The sequence below is a fragment of the Adhaeribacter aquaticus DSM 16391 genome (genome assembly GCF_000473365.1).
Taxonomy (GTDB): Bacteria; Bacteroidota; Bacteroidia; order Cytophagales; family Hymenobacteraceae; genus Adhaeribacter; species Adhaeribacter aquaticus.
Genome location: NZ_KI421517.1, coordinates 2719547 through 2739255 on the forward strand (window position 1 = coordinate 2719547; position 19709 = coordinate 2739255).

General features: G+C 40.8%; 29 protein-coding genes and 1 tRNA gene. 9 read left to right on the forward strand and 21 right to left on the reverse strand.

Translation table 11 applies throughout. The annotated features are described in order from the left end of the window. Position 1 precedes the first annotated feature (1 nt). From ADHAQ_RS0114120 to ADHAQ_RS29035, 4 genes are all read right to left on the reverse strand, one after another. The gene (locus ADHAQ_RS0114120; protein WP_026463495.1) at positions 2–1087 is read right to left on the reverse strand and encodes a major capsid protein; all 1086 of its coding nucleotides are present in this window, start codon (positions 1085–1087) and stop codon (positions 2–4) included. Between the two features lie 4 nt (positions 1088–1091). Next, positions 1092–1484, reverse strand: coding sequence for a hypothetical protein (locus tag ADHAQ_RS0114125; protein WP_026463496.1), 393 nt, complete (start codon positions 1482–1484; stop codon positions 1092–1094). 10 nt (positions 1485–1494) lie between these two features. After that, positions 1495–2124, reverse strand: coding sequence for a hypothetical protein (locus ADHAQ_RS25725; protein ID WP_034256824.1), 630 nt, complete (start codon positions 2122–2124; stop codon positions 1495–1497). Positions 2125–2293: 169 nt separating this feature from the next. Next, positions 2294–2503, reverse strand: coding sequence for a helix-turn-helix domain-containing protein (locus tag ADHAQ_RS29035; protein ID WP_051359928.1), 210 nt, complete (start codon positions 2501–2503; stop codon positions 2294–2296). Between the two features lie 462 nt (positions 2504–2965). On the opposite strand from ADHAQ_RS29035, the gene ADHAQ_RS0114140 reads away from it, so the two are divergent. The 9 genes from ADHAQ_RS0114140 (at position 2966) to ADHAQ_RS28135 (ending at position 6082) form a co-directional block, all read left to right on the forward strand. Beyond that, positions 2966–3038 (forward strand) — tRNA-Gln (locus ADHAQ_RS0114140). A 157-nt stretch (positions 3039–3195) separates the two neighbouring features. Beyond that, the gene (locus ADHAQ_RS0114145; protein WP_026463497.1) at positions 3196–3405 is read left to right on the forward strand and encodes a hypothetical protein; all 210 of its coding nucleotides are present in this window, start codon (positions 3196–3198) and stop codon (positions 3403–3405) included. A gap of 4 nt (positions 3406–3409) precedes the next feature. Next, positions 3410–3685: a hypothetical protein gene (locus tag ADHAQ_RS0114150; protein ID WP_026463498.1), complete on the forward strand. Its 276-nt coding sequence runs from the start codon at positions 3410–3412 to the stop codon at positions 3683–3685. A gap of 2 nt (positions 3686–3687) precedes the next feature. Next, on the forward strand, positions 3688–3921 hold the full coding sequence (locus tag ADHAQ_RS25735) for a hypothetical protein (RefSeq protein ID WP_034256826.1): 234 nt from the start codon (positions 3688–3690) through the stop codon (positions 3919–3921). Position 3922: 1 nt separating this feature from the next. Further along, entirely contained in the window at positions 3923–4342 is a 420-nt protein-coding gene (locus tag ADHAQ_RS0114155; protein WP_026463499.1) for a hypothetical protein, read from the forward strand. Between the two features lie 70 nt (positions 4343–4412). Then, positions 4413–4649 (forward strand): hypothetical protein, encoded by a 237-nt coding sequence (locus tag ADHAQ_RS0114160; protein ID WP_026463500.1) that lies wholly within the window; start codon positions 4413–4415, stop codon positions 4647–4649. Between the two features lie 6 nt (positions 4650–4655). Beyond that, positions 4656–4904, forward strand: a complete 249-nt coding sequence (locus ADHAQ_RS25740; protein WP_034256828.1) for a hypothetical protein — start codon at positions 4656–4658, stop codon at positions 4902–4904. 50 nt (positions 4905–4954) lie between these two features. Further along, complete coding sequence (locus ADHAQ_RS0114170; protein WP_169728002.1) at positions 4955–5839, forward strand: hypothetical protein; 885 nt, start codon at positions 4955–4957, stop codon at positions 5837–5839. 75 nt (positions 5840–5914) lie between these two features. Continuing rightward, positions 5915–6082, forward strand: a complete 168-nt coding sequence (locus tag ADHAQ_RS28135) for a hypothetical protein (protein WP_157433422.1) — start codon at positions 5915–5917, stop codon at positions 6080–6082. Between the two features lie 19 nt (positions 6083–6101). Here the strand turns inward: ADHAQ_RS28135 and ADHAQ_RS27275 are convergent, their stop codons facing one another. From ADHAQ_RS27275 to ADHAQ_RS0114270, 17 genes are all read right to left on the reverse strand, one after another. Beyond that, the gene (locus ADHAQ_RS27275; RefSeq protein ID WP_051359929.1) at positions 6102–7124 is read right to left on the reverse strand and encodes a hypothetical protein; all 1023 of its coding nucleotides are present in this window, start codon (positions 7122–7124) and stop codon (positions 6102–6104) included. 27 nt (positions 7125–7151) lie between these two features. Next, on the reverse strand, positions 7152–7379 hold the full coding sequence (locus ADHAQ_RS0114185; RefSeq protein ID WP_026463502.1) for a hypothetical protein: 228 nt from the start codon (positions 7377–7379) through the stop codon (positions 7152–7154). A gap of 72 nt (positions 7380–7451) precedes the next feature. Continuing rightward, positions 7452–7838, reverse strand: a complete 387-nt coding sequence (locus tag ADHAQ_RS0114190; RefSeq protein WP_026463503.1) for a hypothetical protein — start codon at positions 7836–7838, stop codon at positions 7452–7454. A gap of 2 nt (positions 7839–7840) precedes the next feature. Then, positions 7841–8212, reverse strand: coding sequence for a DUF551 domain-containing protein (locus ADHAQ_RS25750; RefSeq protein ID WP_034256829.1), 372 nt, complete (start codon positions 8210–8212; stop codon positions 7841–7843). A 175-nt stretch (positions 8213–8387) separates the two neighbouring features. Next, positions 8388–9782: a phage portal protein gene (locus ADHAQ_RS0114205; RefSeq protein ID WP_026463504.1), complete on the reverse strand. Its 1395-nt coding sequence runs from the start codon at positions 9780–9782 to the stop codon at positions 8388–8390. A gap of 1 nt (position 9783) precedes the next feature. Then, entirely contained in the window at positions 9784–10977 is a 1194-nt protein-coding gene (locus ADHAQ_RS27280) for a PBSX family phage terminase large subunit (RefSeq protein WP_051359931.1), read from the reverse strand. Continuing rightward, positions 10974–11750, reverse strand: coding sequence for a terminase small subunit (locus tag ADHAQ_RS27285; RefSeq protein WP_051359932.1), 777 nt, complete (start codon positions 11748–11750; stop codon positions 10974–10976). Before ADHAQ_RS27285 ends, ADHAQ_RS27280 begins: the two co-directional genes overlap by 4 nt. A gap of 2 nt (positions 11751–11752) precedes the next feature. Further along, entirely contained in the window at positions 11753–12301 is a 549-nt protein-coding gene (locus ADHAQ_RS0114220) for a hypothetical protein (RefSeq protein WP_026463506.1), read from the reverse strand. Between the two features lie 50 nt (positions 12302–12351). After that, on the reverse strand, positions 12352–12531 hold the full coding sequence (locus ADHAQ_RS0114225) for a hypothetical protein (RefSeq protein ID WP_026463507.1): 180 nt from the start codon (positions 12529–12531) through the stop codon (positions 12352–12354). 5 nt (positions 12532–12536) lie between these two features. Then, complete coding sequence (locus ADHAQ_RS0114230) at positions 12537–12797, reverse strand: hypothetical protein (protein ID WP_026463508.1); 261 nt, start codon at positions 12795–12797, stop codon at positions 12537–12539. Next, a complete protein-coding gene (locus tag ADHAQ_RS28885) occupies positions 12794–12925 on the reverse strand; it encodes a hypothetical protein (protein WP_281172351.1) in 132 nt (43 codons plus the stop codon). The genes ADHAQ_RS0114230 and ADHAQ_RS28885 overlap by 4 nt, the downstream gene beginning before the upstream one ends. Before the next feature lie 182 nt (positions 12926–13107). Continuing rightward, positions 13108–13506 carry a VRR-NUC domain-containing protein gene (locus ADHAQ_RS25760; RefSeq protein WP_034256831.1) on the reverse strand — a complete coding sequence of 133 codons (399 nt, stop codon included), beginning with the start codon at positions 13504–13506 and terminating at the stop codon, positions 13108–13110. 158 nt (positions 13507–13664) lie between these two features. Then, positions 13665–14402 carry a hypothetical protein gene (locus ADHAQ_RS0114245; protein ID WP_026463509.1) on the reverse strand — a complete coding sequence of 246 codons (738 nt, stop codon included), beginning with the start codon at positions 14400–14402 and terminating at the stop codon, positions 13665–13667. Next, a complete protein-coding gene (locus ADHAQ_RS0114250) occupies positions 14371–16836 on the reverse strand; it encodes a BT4734/BF3469 family protein (RefSeq protein ID WP_026463510.1) in 2466 nt (821 codons plus the stop codon). The genes ADHAQ_RS0114245 and ADHAQ_RS0114250 overlap by 32 nt, the downstream gene beginning before the upstream one ends. Before the next feature lie 3 nt (positions 16837–16839). After that, the gene (locus tag ADHAQ_RS0114255; protein ID WP_157433423.1) at positions 16840–17094 is read right to left on the reverse strand and encodes a hypothetical protein; all 255 of its coding nucleotides are present in this window, start codon (positions 17092–17094) and stop codon (positions 16840–16842) included. Further along, a complete protein-coding gene (locus ADHAQ_RS0114260; protein ID WP_026463512.1) occupies positions 17052–18449 on the reverse strand; it encodes a DEAD/DEAH box helicase in 1398 nt (465 codons plus the stop codon). The genes ADHAQ_RS0114255 and ADHAQ_RS0114260 overlap by 43 nt, the downstream gene beginning before the upstream one ends. An 84-nt stretch (positions 18450–18533) precedes the next feature. After that, positions 18534–19709: an ATP-dependent DNA helicase gene (locus tag ADHAQ_RS0114270; protein ID WP_071781116.1), complete on the reverse strand. Its 1176-nt coding sequence runs from the start codon at positions 19707–19709 to the stop codon at positions 18534–18536.

Consider the following 19709-nt stretch of genomic DNA (forward strand, 5'->3'; position numbering starts at 1 on the left):
ACTATGCTTCGATTACAGTTGATTCTAATAAGTAAATAGAGTTCACGTTATTAATTACCGGGAATACCCGGGCCTGAGACTTCGTATGTTCAGAGAAAGAAGGATCTAACTTGTGATATTTAGATATAAGAATGTAAGGTGTAGGCTGTATATAGGTAGCCTTAGAAACAGTCTGACGGTTTTGTTCCGCTAAACGTGCATACACTAAGTCTCCAATAAAGCCATTTCCAGTTAAGAAAATAACATTACCAGCTTTCCACGGCTTAACCGGGGTATCTTCGCCGTTCTTTTCAACAATGCAGGTCCGGTCCATAACTTCAAAAGTGAAGCCGTAACGACGATTTACCATTGAATTAAGCTGATCTGTATCGGGAGTAGGAATATTGCCTCCTACAAAATTGGACTGGAAAGCAAACAACTCCTTCGCCTGGGTGGTATTGGCAATATTTTCCAAAGTATCTGAATCTAAACGCACACGGGTGATTACACGGCCATCTGCTTTAGCTTTGTTCAATACTTTTTTAATGTCGTCAAAAGGCTTGGAAGCAGTGTTTGTCCAAAGTGCAGCTACTCCAAATTTATTTTCATCCGGATAACCAAAATTAAGACGAACAGCGGTTCCTGTGTTATCTGAATCCGTTACTAAAGCAATACCGGTAGATAAGCCAAACTGGTAGGTATATTCGTTGCGTTCGTAGATACCGGTAATAACTGCCGGTGTATCGTTAAAAAACATTTCAACTGCGGCTTCCTGTTGTCCAATGGCTACTAGCGTATCCAATTGAGTAAGCTCGTTTTCATTCAGTTGTTTATGCATCCCGATTTTTGGAATTTCGCCGGTTGCTTTACCCATTGAAGGGCGTTTTTTTACTGGTAATTCTGAGTCCATTGCAACCACATCAGCCATTACTGCCCGATTTGAAAATGTGGTGCTTTCCCACTTACCGGTTACCGAAAATACCGGGCGCAATTCCCGTGTATGCAAATAAGCCTGTGGCCCGGTTATACCGTTTAGCGTTTCCACAGTCCCTAATGACAGGCCCCGGAAATACTGCTGTACCCATTCTAAATATAAACTTTCTTCCATTTTCTTAATCTTCTAAAAAGTGAATGTTTGGGAGAGCAGCCTTAATTGCGGCCTCAATTGGTGCTGTGGGATATTTAGAAGCAACGCGGTTAACGGTACACTCATAAGAGATCCCGGCAAAAGGTTTAGCAGTTCTAATTTCTGCTACATTAATGCCCGCGTAGGTATGTCCTGCGGGTAAAGCGGCGTAAGCGGCACCTGTTACAGGCATCGGCTTAAAATCACCGGTGGCGGTTTCTCTAATTATTACATGTCCTTCCGGAATAACCGTAGGATCGAAACCTGTAACATTTAAAGACTTCCCGCCAGGTATGCTTCTTTGGTTATTGCGAACAATAATGCCCGACTTACCATAACCTATTGAAGTTCCCTCATTATGAAGGTCTACTATAGCCATTTTTCTTTTTTTAAGAGTTTGGAATCATATTTTTAAGCATTGCGCCTATTTTTTCTTTCGGCGCTTCCTTGTTTGACAAATTAGAAGCCCCCTTGGCTGTAGCACCTGTTCCCAAAGTATTATTCACCTCCGATTGCTTCAAAGCCGTGTAATCAGTTTTGATTTCTTCAGCCCACGTTTCTAAGTCAGCTTCATTTTCCGGTAAAGGGGCGCGTTTCCAGAATACTTCTGGCACATCCTTTAATGCGGTTTTAGCTTTCTCTTTGATGGTGGTTTGTGCCTTTTCTGCTTTCAAAGCTTTTACATCCTCCATCAATGTTTTTACCCACGCTGGGGTATCATCGGTTGGAGTTGGTTTTGGAGCAGGCTCCGGATTAGGCTCTGGTGCTGGGGCAGGACTTGGAGTTGGTTTTTGATTAGCGAGTAAAGTTCTAACTCTATCATCTTCTTTGGCTATATCTGCAAAAGGCATGAAATCGTTAGCATTGGTAATTACTTCGTCAATCGCGGCTTCCTCGGCGTCATCTGCTGGTTTGGTGGCAAGTCTTGAACTGATTTGTTCAATCCTTTCTTTCGATAAGTTTACGCCTGGGTATAAAACCTTCAGTCGTTCCTTGATCTTGCTTTTTTCTACAGCCATGTACTTTTAAGTCGTTTGAATATTGAACTTAAAAGTATTAGTAGTAAATGATATAATATTACTGTAGCCTAGCCAGATAGGTGTACTCTTGTAAGTAGTAATCAGAAAGGGGTATAAATAAAAAAAGCACCCGAATTGAGTGCATAAAAGTAGTAAGATAATAGGTTGACTACTCTTTTGGATCGAGTTCTATCCGCAAATTACAGTTTAGGGCTGTGGCTAATTTACTAAGGACTTCAAAAGAAGGATTTCGATTCCCATTTTCATATTCAGAGATCACACTCTTAGTTGTCTGAACTTTAACAGCTAATTGTCCCTGCGTTAAACCGGCTGCCTTTCTTGCTGTTTTAATTTTTTTCCCTAACATTTTCAAGTCCATTTAGCAAACCTACTAAAGTTCGCCTATTTGCGAAATAAAGGTAAGAAATTATTTGGATATTGTTTGCATATATGCGAACTTTAAAGAATTAAAATCAGGGATTACAGGTGGCAGAAACGCAGCGCGTGTGAAGAAGTTCCGGTAGCATTCCGGCGCGCTAACGACAGACTTGCTGGTGAAACCCCGGCTTAAAAAGAAAGGCTAGTTTACGGTAGATCTTGACGTCTGAAACTAGGGAGACGATAAACTAATGAACTAAAAACCGTGCAAGTAAGATATTGAGGTTCGAATCCTCCGGTTAGGCAATAGCTTCGCCGATGTGGTACAAATATCTGAATCTTGCCCTGTAAGAACTGATTTAATCTAATAAGAGGTAGTAGGTGAGCATACACGTATATCCGGGGCGCTCAGGCGTAATATGCTACACAAATGGGCTGCTATACTGGTCTATCTCTTATTGGTGCCTTCTTAGCTCAATTGGTGGAGCATCAGTCTTTGTAACTGAAGGTCATTGGTTCGAATCCAATAGAAGGCTCACAATAGGGTTAGAAGTGGAGCATCCGCGGTTTGAAAAATGCTCTCTGATAAGTTAAATATGAGCTAATAAGTTTTTGCCTATCTAACCCGCTCTCGATGAAGGAAGCCCCAGTGTAAAAGCTGGGGTAATTGAGCACAAAAAAAAACAAAGCACAATGAAAAATCCCGGCAAGCTATTGATGGACAGCGAAGGCAATAAATACATAGCCTACAACGCAAAGCAGCACAAGTCTTTTGCTGACATCGGCAAAGTTCATGTGTGCTATTTAGAGCCTAATATGAAGCCTAAAAAGGACGCAGAAGGCAAGATGATTGTAGGGCTAAAAGCAATAGATAAATTAACTGTAATCGGATTTGTAGATTAAGAATATGGAGCCAATACCTTTCAAAGAACAAAACACCCTGCTAGGGGCAGGAGACAACCCCAACACAATAGGTATGCCGGTAGCCGTAAGTATTAATCCTGAATTATCAGGGGAAAGGCTACACACGGTTTCTTTCTGGAAATTGTCAGAAGAAGAATTACACGAAATAGCCAAAGCAAAAGGTGTCTGGATTTCAAATATGGCCTGGCCTCCGCCTCCGGTCATGGTAATGGCCGAACATCCTTTTAAAGTCCATGGCTTTCAACCTTTAGAAATTTAATCATGGCAGAAGAAACCATTGTCCGAGAGAACTTAATGACTAGACCTGGTTATTCTCCTTATTGCGGTAACGGCCGGTGCAAGTTTACCCTATGGAGTAATTCTAATCCAAGAACAAAATTTAATGGCTCTCAGTTTGTTTGCCCTACTTGCGGATGGACTTCTCAATTTCCCGATGACTTTATTAAGAGGTATAAAGAGCGCCAGAAAGAATTAAGTGCATCAAACAAAAACTAAAATGGAATTAAAAGAAGGATTAAAATTTAAATATCTCGGCGGTGAATTTACCATAGGTGCTATTTACCCCGATTTAGGAGCAGGTGTATTATACACGAAAGGCCCGAATGAAGAGGTTTACGAGGTTAAAATTGCCACCGCTAAACAGCATATTGAGGATGGTTTATGGAAAAGATTTGTTTGTAATACCGAGGACGGGGTAAATATCTATCACGGCGAAAAGTATTGGGGAGTTGGTGCGAATCGGGTACACGAAGTAAAATCTATTACAGGTATGCCCTTTGCTTTGCCTCCTTACCACAAAAGGTATTCAACAAAAGAAGCAGCTGAACAGGCTTTAATAGTAAAGGTGCAAGAATGTTATAAAACAGGCAAAGCTTGCCCTTATAGTTGCCCTGGTTTATGCAAAGATTCTTATTAACCCCTATAACTTAATAAGTTAGAATTTATGGCACAAAAATGCATTATGGATCCCAAAACAGAATATAATAATGGAATGGTTAATAGCTGAAATATTCTTAGAAAATAAAATAATCGCTGAAAAGGTAGCTACAACCCCAATGGCTTTTAATATCAATGATATTGCAGCTTTTAGGCCTGGTATTGAAGATGAAAGTGAATACACCTATTTATACCTTAAATCGGGAGACAGCTTTTTAATAAATCTTCCTTTCCAAAAAGTACTGGAAACTCTGAAAACGCAAAAGTTAGATTATTTATATAATTAAATACCCATGCAAAGACAACCATCACAGGAAGGCTTAGTGCTTTATACCATTTACGAAAAACCTTCTGACTTTCCAGAATATTATGTCTGTAGAAAGCATATTGTCCTTGATGATGGCACAACTAGCCCCCAGATGAAGGTGCTTTATAAAACAAAATCAGTTGAAAACATCCGCGCTACTTTACAAGATATGGGTTTGACTTGTGTAGGAAGGCAGGAGAACGACGACCCTGTAATTTTAGAAAGCTGGATCTGATTTATAAAGCTATGGATAAGAAAATATTAAAGTACCCTATATTTACAAACATGAACAATTTTTGGAAAACTATTATTACCGCTATTGTACTATTGGGTACATCCTTTATGCTTTACGGATTAGTAAAAGCGGTCTACGGTAACTATCTGGTAAATGCTTCTTTTATTAATATTGGATTAATCTTTATCGGAGTATTTGTACTTGTTTATTTTCTCTTTAAGGGCTTAAAAAGGTTATGGACCTTGGCCTTATTGTTATTGGTAATATTGCAAGGTTGTAATTATGCTAAATCCAACCAACAAGTAGTTGTATCGGATGATTGCGGCATGACCTGGAAAAAGATTAATGCCGGGGATGCCGTACCGAAAGGTGGTATGAATGCATGCTACATGAAAGTAGTTATGCCAAATTACCCTATGCAGGGAGATAGCAGGTTTATTTCAAACCTGAAAGACAAAGTTCGGGCTTCCATTCACATTGATTATGATTATTCCATAATTGAGCCTTTAGCCTTTATCAAACAAGCCAAATATTTAGGCAAAGCAAACACTGACGCTGATAATTCTGATGCATTGGATTCTAAAGCATTTGAAGGAGCGGAGAATATGGTTATTGACAAACGCATTCGGGATGTAGGTAAAGCTTTATTTCTACAGGAAGATATTGTTGAATTAGATCAGGCTGACTTAGAAACCAATTTATTAAATGAAGCCAACAAAGTGTTAGAACCTTTAGGCGTTCACCTTAACTTCATTACCCTAACCTTTGATTTAGATGAGCAAACCAGGCAAGCAATAGATATTTCTACAGCTATGAAAATCTATGAAAGCAAGGGTTTGTCCGATGTAGGTAAACAGGTTATGGTTTCCAGAGCCGGAGCTACTAAAGTAACAGTTGAAAATAAAATTCAACCAAATCAACAGGAAGAAGAATAATTAAAGAGCCTCATAACCGAGGCTTTTTTAATCTGCTTTTCTATACTTTTTATTCTTGTCAGTTATAAATGCACCATGGAAATAAATAATGAAACGCAATTTGAAGAGGTGGCAGCACGAATAGAGGAGATTCAGGAAATAGAAAAGGAACGAGGTTCAAATGATTATTTATCCGAGGAATTGCAGGAATTAATGAGTGCTGTAGTGGAATACTCCAGAAAAATAGCACCCCGCAATTCTTAGCATAAAATGGAAGCTGGATCTAATCAGCTTTAGTAAATTTTCTATTAGTTGTAACCCAATCAGGCAAGCGTTTCCGGCCTTCCATTTTCTCCATGTTATCAGCTAGATAATACTTAAACTGATCAGGCACATCAGTAATTTTATTTTTAAATTCATAACCTGCCTCTTCTCCTTTCAATATTGCATCTTGATATTTAGCATATTCTTCTTTACTAGGAAGGAGTGGAACACAATAGCAAATACAAAATGGGTGCCAGTGCTGCCAAACAAAGTCAACTGGGTAAACGGCGGCGAGATGATCGCAAATATCGAAAGTTTTGTGATTTTTACTTAACCTTACTTCATACCCTAAAACGAATGGAGTATTTGACCATCGGGTTTGGTCTGCGGTACGATAGGCGGCGTTAGTCTCTGTTGCTACTAGTCTAAGAGCATTCTTGTAAGAACTCTTGTAAATTCCTTGGCCTGGTTGATACTTCCTTGCCGGCCCTGATAAAACTAACCTGCCTTTTGCATCCCGTACCCTTCTAAATAACTTATCCGGTTCCTTTAAAAACTGCTTCATATCCGTAGCCATCCTGGCAGCTGCTTTGCCTTCAGATATACCAGCGTACAGGTTCATTTCTATTTCTTCATAGAATTGGCCGTGTAATTTCCAGACCCGATCAGAGAGCCTTAAATTGCGTTTAGGCGCATTGATAAAATCCGCTACTTTATCCGGAGGTGTAGGTGGTAACGAGATACCTTCTAACTTTTGTAAGATTAGATCACTGTTTTTGGTATCGGAAAGCTTAAACTCTTTTTCTATGCCTCGGGAAATAATGGCCTGAACTCTTCTACGAAACATATCCAGGCGCTCTTCAATCTGTTTTTTAAGGGTTGGATATTTAGAAAGCTTAAATACTTCAGGTAAAAAGCGGTAAAGGGCAACCGTCCGGAAGATATCATCAATAGCAGACAGGTACTCCTGTTGCACCTCAACCTGGTAAGATTTGAGGTTGTTCAGGTGCTCCTTTTCGTATTGCTCGTTAATATCTGGCATCAGGCGAAGCTTTAATCCATTCCATAACTAATTTATATTGGTTTTGATGGGATCTATTCCTAATCTAAGGCTTTCGTTTAATGATTCAGATACTTCGATTTCATAATGCTCGGTATTTACAGTGCCGCAGTTTAATTGGTAATAATAGCCACCAGGATAAAACTTAAGTCCGGTAACCATGCGAGGTAGTTGCAATTCATCTGTAATCAGATAAACTATGTCTCCTAATCCGTATCTGCTTCTAAATACTTTCATAACCTGCCAATATTGCTATAGTCTCCGGGTGCACCTTTTCATAAGTTTCATTAATACTCACCATTGTCTGAATTACTGTAAGACCTCCCATTCATCCGGATTGGTAATATCTACACTACAAATTGCTGTAACCCTATCCCCATAATTAGCATCAACCACATAAGAATTTTTGTTGCCTCTATTTCGAACAACATTACCCCTTTTTAACTTTTTTATTTCATCAACATTCTGCCACTTAGGTAGAATAGCTATATATTCAGCTTTGGCTTCCTTTACAAAGGGACTAATAGAAACAAAATTGAGCAGTGTAGGCTTACACGCTAGTTCAATTTGAATTAGTGCATCTTTAGCTGAATAGGAAGCAACTACCGCTTGAAAGTTTTCGGATTTAGTAATTCCGGTTTCAGGGGTTTCTTTTGTAAAATTATAGGTGACTAGGTACTCTTTTATCTTTGCCATGATTAATAACTTTCTTTACACAAGCCCGGACAATTATAAGGGCATTTTTTGTCTGTTTTATAACAAAGAAGCTCTATTTTTCTTCTAAACCCAACAACAACCTTAGCAGGTGTTTGAAGAACAAAATGTAAACTATAGGGGTCGTACATAACCCATTTAGCATTTGTCATACCGACTTGGTTTAGTTCAATAGGTGGCGGAGGTTTAGGCATCCAAAACGGCAAATGGCGCAAAGGCTCTTTCCTGTTATTTGGGATCCAAAAATATTCCCCATCATAAAAAACCTCGCTTACATGATAGGATTGAAAACCATAGGTACCTAATACCATGGTATGCGGCTTAGGTAACCTATCCTTAACGCTTATCCATTCCATATCCAATGCCTTAAGTAAGGCTTTTATAAAGGTTAATAATGGAATGGAAATTTATTTTTATATGCATATCCCCTCCGAACACAGCAATTAAAAATAGGATCATAAGAAATGCACAAGCAATTATAGACTTATACATCTCCCATATTTTAGATAAAAGGTTAGCCCATTCCATATCCTACATCGTTATGGTTACATTCTCTTCTGCTTGCTCAGCCTGTAATTGCGCATAATCATCTTCTGCATCGGCTAACAGTGGATTCATGGACTGAGCTGCTTTCTGACTCATAATCGGTTTGCCACCTGTAGCTTGAGAGAGTAGGTTGATTGTTTCTTCTACATTATTCGGCAATGGATTACCGAATTCTAACCCTACTACTAATTTCTTAACCTGGGATTGATAGGTTTTAACTTCTTCGGTCACGCCTACCCGTAAAGCCAGCATATAAGCTTTCAGGATATTAATTTCCCGGTCCAGCATCTCCCCCCATAATTCTTGCTTGTTCATAGCTTTCAGGATGGCCGGGAAGAACTTCATCATTAAAGCAATGCCCGATATTTGGGTACCCTGGCGGTCTTCCTTCTGGGCAAGGTCAGGGGTATCTGTACAGAAGCGTATAGCTTCCTCTAACGTTTCCCGCTCATCTTTCACCATTTCAATGGCCATCTGCGGAGTGAGGTAAGAAGCTTTGCCGCCATTTTCCAACTGTACCACTTTGGCCACTTCGTGTTTATCGGGTAGGTCTATTACCTGCCCTTCCAGTATCAGAATAGGGTTAGCAGAATAATCATTTACATCAGCCCGGGTAGACATCAACCATTCCAGCCGCTCAATCATTGGCTGCACATCTTCCCATTCGGTTTGCTCCTGTTTGTAATAAGTAACCGGAATTTTATTAATGATATTCTTTTCCGGCACTACCTCCCAGGTATCTCCTTTTTTGGTGCACTTGTAAATAGTATCAGCGGTATAAATATCAAAATGCTCTACCTGTTCTTCGCCTTCGGTCACAAAGTATTTCCGGGCAAATGCCTGCATCTTGCCGTAGATGTCAAAATCAGTATACAGAGTATCTCCTAAGCTTTGAGCTAATAATATACATCGCACCCGGTTAGCTTTGGTTGGATCGCTGGCATCTGCCTGGTTATCGTGGTAAGGCACAAATAACCGGGCTACTTCGGTTTGAGAGAACAGAATCCGGGCACTCTCCCGGTTCAGGGCATGCATGCGCATATCTTTCCATAAATCCTTTAGAACCGCAAAGGCTTCTTTGGTATCTTTGGATTCCTCAATCAGCTGCACGGGTTTACCAAATAGAAAAGCTACGGCGCTGTCTACTATTTTCTTTTGGTAAGGAATAGGAATACGCCACTGCCTGACGGTTTTAGATGGCTGGTCACCTTTGGCAGGAAGTATTTTATCCCGACGATTAATGTTAGTCATAACATCGTGCTCCTTGATGTTGTACTGCTTCAGGTTTTTTTCTACCTCCGTTTTGCGGGTGGTAAATTGTTCCTGCACGGATGCGATATCATTAGCATCAATCAGTTTTTTTATTTCTTCTAGTGTCATATTAGTAAAAGCCTAAGGCTTCTTTTGAAGTTGCTTTGATTTCGTATGGTTGTTTCAGCTTATTTAAGGCCACATAGCGAAGGGCATCTAGTCCATGATTGTAGACGTCGACCGGCACATTAATAGCTTTACCGGAAAGCTTATCGACCTTCCATTTGTAATTATTTAATTCTTTGCGGAGGTTAACACTTCTGCGGGTAACGTTCAGATGATAGCGTTTTAAAATATCAATACCATTTTTAACACTATCCGGACCTTTCATGGCTCCTTCAATTCGGAACCCCAGCCTTTTTATTTCTTCAATACTTTTGGGCTCCGCACTATCGGCAATAATGGGTTTGCTTTTATCAAGAAGCTGGCCGATGTCAGGGTTTGTTAATCCGGATTTATAAACTATTTCATCTAACCACAATTCCCCGTTTTGCTGATAAACTTCTATGGCGGCAGTTGGATCATTGGTAAATCCAAAGTCAAGTCCTACCGCTATTAATTTGGCGTTTTCCGGTATCTTATCACAAACAGACCATTTCCGGAAAACCAACCCTTCAATCTTTCCAGTTAAGCCCCGGGCATAAACCCGCCAAAGCTCTTCATCTTCATCTTTTAAAGCTTCAATACTATCCCGGGTATGCTGTGGCAAAAAGGGGTTATTGCGGTGGTCCGAGATAAGTAATTTTACATGAGGCTGGCCGATTAAATGTTCATGCACCCAAAATTCCGCATTGGGGTTATAGTCAATATATGTCTGGGTGTAAGTTCTTAGATATAACTCTTTAAAAATAGGATAAGGAATACCATTAGCTTCATTGATGAAAAGGTAATCTCTTTTACCAGACTTGGCATCCTGCGGACTATCGTAACTCTTAAATTCCATAACAGATCCGTTATTGAAAGTAAAAGTTAAGGCTGATTTGTTATAGGATTTTATGGCTCGTTTTAGCTCGGTTGAATTTTCGTAGATTTCCAGAGCATCCCGTAAGGCGCCTACTCTTAAATTGGGGATATCCTGCCCTACGACAGTACATACTTTCTTTTCCCGTTCTGCTAGTTTGGTAAATAAGGCCTGATCAATGCTATAGGTTTTCCCGGAACTGGTACCGCCTTGGTTTACTGTTATCAGGGCATCAGAATGATAGTTAGCCTCATATAGGGCCGTAGTAGTAAATAGAATATTTTCTACCTCTTCTACCATCATAATACGACATCCTTTTCAGATGAAACAATGGGCACGTCAGAAGGCAGTATTTTAACAACTGTTTTAAAGATAGGAGCAACTTTAGCCTGGTCGTTATCTTTTTCGAATAACCCATGATGACGGGCCATATCTCTTAAGGCAGCATCTGCAGCATACATTTCTACTTTAACGCCGTGCTCAGTTGGAGAAACAGATTTAATACGGCCGGCTTCTTTATCCTTTACCAGCTTTGCCAGATCAAGGTCTGCTACTTCGGTAAGTTCAGTCTCTCCCGCAACCACCCGGTAAGCATTGGGGTTTCTTTCTAATTCAATTTCGTAACGAAGTATTTCTAACCGCTTATTATTTTGGGCTTTGTTGTGTTGGTCAATTACTTCAGAATCCTGAATATTCGCCCGTTGAATGAATTTATCAGCATCTTCTATTTCTGCCTGAATATCTAAAATAAGCTCATGTAAGGACTTCTTTACTTTGGGGGTTCTTACTACCTGTTTGATGACAAAATAATCATTCAGGGAGCTTCTGGCAATGTCAGAAATAGACTTTAAGGTTTCAGCAGAAGAAAGAGACATTTCTTTTAGCCTTTTATCAATAGCGGCCTTAACGTGAAGTTTTGTGAATAATTGGTATCCTATCTCTTTTGCGGTCTTTTTGGAATAGCCTGCAGCCCGGGCAGCTTTAGCTTTGCAAAATTCAATACAATAAGCATCCACGAACCGCTGTTCTTTATCCGTTAACTCCTGTAATGGTTCGTGATTTATTTCTGATGACATTATTAAAAAATTGAGGTTTGTGTATTCCTAACTGTAAAACCTTCATAGGTGCGGGTTTTTTCGCAGCCTTCCCGATCAATAAACTTTTCCAATAGGACCTCGTGTACTTCGGTGGTAATGATGCGAAAATCTTTATAGCGTTGAAACCAGGTTATAACCTCGGGTATAAAATTGGCGAGTGATTTTGGTGAGCATTGTAAAACTTCAGCTGCAGTATTCTGGATACCCTGCCAGGTGCGTTTTCTGGTTATGCCGTGAATTTTTTCCGGATGATATAATAGCAAAAGGACCGCTAAAAACTCTTTGCGGTACTCTAAATATTTAGAAGTTATATGCCGGCCAATTATTTCTTCCTGTTCAATATTTCGGTAAGTGCAAAACTCCTGCAGGAACAAAGGCAGTAAGTCGTAATCGGTAAATATGGCTTTAGGCAATATGGCACGTATATCTTCATCCAACTCTAAGGCAAGGTGAGGATACCGCTGAACGAAACGGTTAATGATTACCTCTGCTAAGTTGTGGTCCATGCGACCGGATTTTAATACGTTCATATTTTCAATCAATAATTATGATATCCTGGCTTTTAGTTCGGTGGTGGTCATTATTTATAATCCTCCGGCTTAATCTCGATCTCCAGCTCAACCGCTACTTTTCTCAAATAAGCTTCTGCTCCTTGGTAGTATTCCTCTGCAGCAGGACCTGACCTTACATGATCAATTCTGGTTTCCTTCAGCAGCTTCACTATTGCATTCTTAGTTGATTTCTTGTTTAGTCTGGCCATCGCTTTTAGTGTTTGGTATATTCTTCTGGTCTGATTCTTATTCCTAATTTCTTTGCCACATCCAACACCCCCTCTTTGTAAAATTTATAGACTGCCCGGTAATCACTTCCCATAAAGCCAGCTCTCAGTTCATTCTCTCGCAAGGCTTCTACCATTGCGGTCTTGGCATCTTTCCTAGTAGCGGTGAATTGAGCTGTTTCCCAAATCAGAGCTACCAGTACAATCACTACCACCAGCATCAGGAATATTTCAACTGCCTCTTTCATGGCTGTTTGCTGGCTGGTTTATGGTCAATAACAAAAAGCCCAACCACCACAATGGCCGCGGTGAGAAGAGCAACCGAACCAACGAGTGCTTTAACAAAAATCACCGGGTACATTAAGAGCCTTGCCATATTTATGGTTGTTTTGGAGTCAGTATCTTGTTGCTTTTGGGTGCGGCAATTATAAATAAATTGAATATGTATACATGTAAATATAAATAAAATATATATGATTTACCTAAAAAATATATTTGGTTCTTTATCATTCCTTGCAACTATGCTGCAATTATATAGCGCGTTGCATATATAGTGCATTAACTAGCCTTCTGGTACCGGATCGGGAGGAGGTGAGCCGGAAGGTAGTCCAGGATAGCTTGCTGAAAAGATTCTAGGTTATCCACTACTACCGACTTATAACCAAAGTATTCATTTTCGGCTATCATTTCTTTTTGTTCCGGACTTAAAGACCCACCTGGCTTTTTCATTTCAATCCGGAGGCCGGAGTACTGCCCGTTGGGAATATCCAGATTCAGATCAAGCACCCCTTTGGTTAAACCTCTGGCTAAATCCTGACTGGCTGTGATGGCATTTTTGTTTCCGTCGTTGTGCACCATGTAAAGGCGCCGGCGTAATCCACGAAATTCATTTTTAAACCAGGTCACACATTCGGCCTGAATTTGGGCTTCTGGTTTGATTTTGAATGAGTTAGTCATAACTGATTATATTTTTTTGTCTGCGTGTCCACGTTTTTCCTTTATTCTAGCCCCTTATTACTTATTTGTATTTTTTCTTATATTGTGTAAATAGAAAAAGTACAAAATAAGCAAGTAAGTAAAGGAATCAGAAAAGACGTGGACACGCGGACATTTATTCAATGTTTTTTTGATGCTATTGCTTTGATATCTTTTAATGAAGGCATCTTAACAGTTCTTTTTTTTACCTCCTCTATATTAGTCACTGGAGGTGTTTTTGCCGATTCTTCTGATGCTTTTGGAATTATTGAGGCGAGCGAGGGAAGTTTTACCATTGTTTTTACACCTTTAGTTTCTTTAATTGGTTTAGGTATTTCAAATTTAGGTTCGTTAGATATTTGATTTATTTTAGGCTGTAAATCAAATCTATAACTTTTTGCTTGTTGAATACAATCCAACTCGCCACTCCTTAATTCATGTGGTGCAGAGAAACGGCCGTTCTGATAAACTTGGGATGTATTTATGTGATTATCTTCAAAAAAATTACATGTAAAAAGTTCCATTCTGACTTCCTGCAAGAATCCCATCGGGATACGACTTTGCCCCATAATTGACAAAATTGCATCAAATCTTTTGCCTAATTTTCTTTTGTAGGTTTCGGTAACGGCACAGGGTTTTAATTCTATAATCATAAGAATAGACTTCTTAATATCTCCATACCAAGTAGTGACAGCAAAATCAGGAACGTACCCATCAGGTAATAAAAGTGATTTAGGCTCATACTCATAATGAACTGTAATATTTGAATCGTTCTGCTCATTAAATATATCCCAACATCTAGCCAGGATAGCCTCAGTTTTAGATCGAAAAATAATCCCTTTATATTCAGTGGGCGTTGCCTGTATTGTCTTTTCCATTGGTATGTGATTTAATTGTAAAATAGGTTTGGTTTTTAAGCGGACCAGGTGTTCTATTCTTATCCTGTTCTACTTCCAGTTCCATATATTTAAAATACTTTGTCAGCCATTTTTTAAATCGATCAAAAGTAAATCTAGACTCATTATTCCCAGATTCTAAAAGGAAAGAATCATAAATATCTTTCTTATAATAAGTGTAATTTCGATCTAAAGCATCACAAAACTCCACAAAACTATCGCTCGTTTCTTGCAATAATTTTCTTCTGTTAATATTGATTGGGGCAGTAAATTTGAGCCCTCCGGTTAAAAACAACTGCACACAGTTAATCATGAGGTTATCAAACCGGTTCCATTCCTCCGCCTCCCAATCATTAAAAAACTCTAGTCCAAATTCATCAACGGGCGTATATTGTGCGCTGTAATGTGGCGCTATCTCAATCTCAAACTTACGGCGTGCGTGGCTGTCACCCTCACCACTCACCATATCATTGGTGGTAATGGCGAACTTTGGTGAACGTTCATAAGGTACACTTACCTGACCTAAATAGAGCCGGTTAATTTTAAGCTCATTGGTGGTCATGTTAAACAGTTTGTCAAAAGGCAATCTCTTACCATCCCAATCCTCAAACACAATTAAACGAGTAGTTTCATTCACGGTCTGCATGGCAAATTTATCTTTGAAATCAAACGTCTTTCCGTCCAGCACCTCCGTAGGTTGCATGCGTTTGATGGCCTGAAAAACAAGACCTTTGCCGGTACCCCCCGATGGAACGTCGCTAATTTGTTCATCAACTAATATAACTACTTTTGGATTAGATGGTGCTTTATATCCATGTAGTAAATACCCAATTGCAGTCATTAAACTGCAAAGCCTTCCAGGTGTATTGTCTCCAATTGGTTTAATTTCCTGCCCGGTTATGTTAAAAAGAAATCTATAAAAGTCAGTGTCATTTAAATAGTCGGTTTCTTCTATTAAAGTAAATTTTCGATCAATTACCTGCTCCAGCCAGATTTTACCAGCGAGCAATTTATAATCGCTAAAGATGACCGTATGGCGGGTTATGGTTAAAAACCCATTATTAAAATAAAAATAAGCATGCGTCCGGGTGTCACGCTGGAACTCATTGCCAATGTCCGGCAGCATTTCAATTAACCCTTCTTCAAACCAGATGCGGTGCTCTGACTTTAACCGCTCATCCAGTTCAAAGCGGAAGATGCCATCAAACTCAAACGGGAGGGAGGCCACGTATGAAATAACGTATTGCTTGATTTCCTTGCGATCCACGGCACGAACAATGTTATTCTTAACCTGTACCACCAGGTGATTCTTGCCTACCTTATATGTGCCAAATCCAGCCTCTTCTAAAAAGGCCAGGTACTTGGATTTTGACATTTCCAGTTTGTACTGTTCCTTCTTTTCATCTTTCAGAACCAATCGCCAGAACTTCTCAATTTTAACATTCGGCTCCTGGTAAATCTTTTCCACTACCGGACGGAGTAAGTTTTCCGGTACCCCGTTCATGGCACTAACTTTGGTCAGAACATTATCCGGATACTGACCATCGCGGCGTTGGGTACGCACGTACATTTCCACTTCATCCGGTAGAATAGGCTCTGCCATACCTTCCCGGATCGAGCGGCTGATAACCTTATCAGCATCCTCATAACTGGCTACGTTGCTCTTTTGCCGGATCGCATTTTTTAATGCCTCCTCAGCTTCGGATTGGAAAAGGAAACCAGTGGCCACGTAACCACCCAAAAGAAAGCCGGCTGTATTTAGCTGTTTATGCTTCTCACCATCCTCAGCTTTTAACACCAGGTTAACCGCTCTTTCCAGAATGACCTGCCCGTAATTGGTGCGGCCGTAAACCACAGGAGGAGCGGAGGGCTTGGGTCTTAAATCCAGTTCATTTAGCTCATCCGGCCCCAAGGTTTTACTGTCGGGATTGTGGAACAAATCCGGATCATAAGAAATAAACCGGGCACGGTCCACATTCTTGCAGGACTTATCAATCAGGACCTCATAGGTTTCACGGTAATACTTCTCAATCCATTTAAAACTATCCAGGTGCCGGAGCGGATCTATCTTGACATACACCACTAAGCCATCACCCGAAACACTTAAATGCAGAGCATAGGTGTAAGGGTCCTGCTCCAGCTGGCGCCGCTTGCTGGTGTCGTGGTCAATGTCAATGGCCAGTATACCGGAGTGGGTTTTTAAGCCGGGAATGCTGCGGTGGCTGAAGGTACCGGAAGGCGTGAAGTAAGGAATTGTTTTCTTTGCTTCCGTCCGGGCTTTCTTATCTTCCAGCGTGCGGATCTGTTCCACGGCTGTTTGCCACTGGCCTTGCTTGATGCCTTGCAGGATAAGCAACAGCGCCACCTCGTGGCCGTTGGTAACTTCTTTGATGTGTTTATATAAGGATACCATCATGGGTTATTTACTGTCAGGTACTTTAACTTTTTCCGGATTAGCAGCTTGCCACTCCAGCATTTTAATGGCTAACTGATGCGCCTGTGCTGCTTTCTTAAATTGTTCCTGGTTGGCATTCGGGCTGTGTAAAACCAGTCGGCACCAATCCAGGATAATCTTAGGCGCATAGGTGTCTGCAGCCCTTAGGGTAAAATAAGGCTCGTCGTTATGCAGGATCATGCGGCCACTCCTTTCTGCCGGTTCTGGATCTGCACCCAAACCCATCCCGGCTTAAATCCTTTCATGCGGGCAAACTCTTTCAACTCCTCATCTGTCATGTCACTCCATGGCTTGCGTAAGTGCTCCGGCACCGGCACCTTATTGGCTTTGACTGGCTTGGGTAAGAAGTTGGTAATATCTTCAAACTCCTCCTGTGGTAATTCCCGTTCGTGAATGGCAATGGAAAAGACATAATTACATTCTTTGCATACCTGTGCTCCTGTATGCTGAAGGAGGAAACAATTCGGGCATTCCTTCATAGGAGGAGCACCACCACCTTTTTTAGGTTTATCCTCCAGGCTATACTCTTCCTCCAGATCAACCGGACCGTGCATGTAGACATTGCCACCCTGATCAATGACGGTGCAACAGGATTTACCTAAAGCCGGGCGTAGTCCACGGCCTACCATCTGTAAGTAGAGGGCCTTGGATTTGGTAGCCCGGTTCAGGATTACCGTTTCAATAGCAGGAAGGTCAAAGCCTTCAGTTAAAATGTTCACATTGCACAGCACCTGGTATTTGCCTTCCCGGAAATCACTCAGAATCTGCGCCCGTTCCAGCGCCGGCGTTTCCCCATCCACGTGGGCACAACTGATGCCCTGCTCATTAAAGAGCCGGGCCATCTTTACCGAATGCTCCACATTAACATTAAAAACAATCGCTTTGGAACCAGGGGCAAACTTGTTGTAGTGCTGGATAACACCGTCATAAATAACCGTTTTATCAAACTTGGAAAACAGTTCTTTGGCGTTGAAGTCGCCGCCCGTTACATGCACATCACTCATGTCCCGTTTAGGCCCGTAGTACCTGGCCGGGACCAGGTGCCCCTCATCCACCAGCTGGGTGATGGTGATGGGTGCCACAATCTGAGTATAGCCTACTGATCCGAGTCCTTTGCCGTCCAACCGGAAAGGAGTGGCAGTAAGACCAATAATAAAAGAAAGACGGTATTGCTCATCGTTTATGATTTTTAGAAAGCCGTTCGAAGGACTGTGATGACATTCATCTATTATGATCACATCCGCTTTCGGGAGTGCCCTCCGGATAAGCGTTTGCTGGCTGGCAACCATCACCGGGCGGGCTTTTTGTGTCCAGCCGGCCATGATAACACCTGGCTTGATGCCAAAGGTGTGCAGCCTGTTTTTGGCCTGCTCCACCAGTTCTTTGCGGTGAGCCAGAAAAAGAATATGGTTGCCGTTTTCAGTGGCTTTGCGGATCATTTCGGCGGCCACGGTGGTTTTGCCTCCTCCGGTGGGGATCACTAAAATCATGCGGCGGTGGCCTTGACGAAATGCTTCCCGGAGCTCCTCAATGGATTGCACCTGGTAAGGACGGAGGGTAGGAACGTTAATCATTAAAATATTTTTCTGGATGTGGAAAGAATAAAACCAAAAGGAGCAAAAAGGCTAATAAGGCCAGGGTTAACAGGTGTTTCATGGCTAAATCAAGATCCTTAAACCTTCTGGTTTCCTTACCCGCGATAATGCCACATATAACTGGCCTTTTTGAAAACAAGGAGTTTTTAGGTCGACGGTAACTTCATCAAAAGTCAATCCCTGGCTTTTATGAATTGATAGGGCATAGGCTAGTTTTATAGGCAACTGCGAAATGCTGCCTATTTCCCTTAATTCAAGCTCATTTGTAGCCTTGTTAAAAACGTATTCTTTTTTGGTGAACTTGACCGTTTCTAATGGGTAGTCAATATCATGAGCCCGAATGAAGTATTGTTTTTCTTTTACAATAAATTCTCCTAGGGCACCATTGAAAAGGGGCGCGTCTTTGCTGTTAACCAGGTACATAATTTTAGCCCCATTTTTAACCTCAATCCGGCTTTCTAAATTAAAATCATCAGCCTTAACATTGCCTTCAACAACAGCATCAAATACCAATAAATCTGAATTTATGGCAGCAAGATTAGCCTTATTATAGGCTTGCACTGTTGCATTATGTGGAGCCAGAATTACACCTGCGTTTGGGGCTTCTCCAACAAACTGACGGAAATACTCTGATTTTAATCCCTCACGGCAAAGGTTTAAAGCATTGATAAAATCCATATCTGATTGCCGTAATACCTCATCTAATTCTAAAGATTCAAAGTTTAGCTTGGGATAGATATTGGCATCAAAAAACGAATCACCTTTATAAATTTCATAAAGGATAGCTCTGGTGTTATCATTTAAAACTGGCGGTAATTGCTTAAGGTCTCCAATAAGAATTACCTGTTTTTTATCTAATCCATTGCACCCGTTTTTGCGCAACGTCCAATGCATAGCATCCAGGACATCAGGCCGCAACATGGATACTTCATCAATTATTAGGGTGTCAATAACATCAAGCAGCCTGCGTTTCTCGCTAGACACATAATTGCATGTTTCAAAATTCAGAACACCAAAAGGATTGAGTCTAAACAAAGAATGAATAGTCTGGCCGCCAACATTGTTTGCTGCAATACCGGTTGGGGCTACTGCTGCAACTTTTCTGCCTGCTTCTTTCAAAGCTTCAATAGCTATTTTCGTGATGGTACTTTTACCAGTACCAGCTTTTCCGGAAAGAAAAATATTTTTACCCGCCAAAACCATTTGAAGAAATAATTCTTGTTTGCTAGATAGTATCAT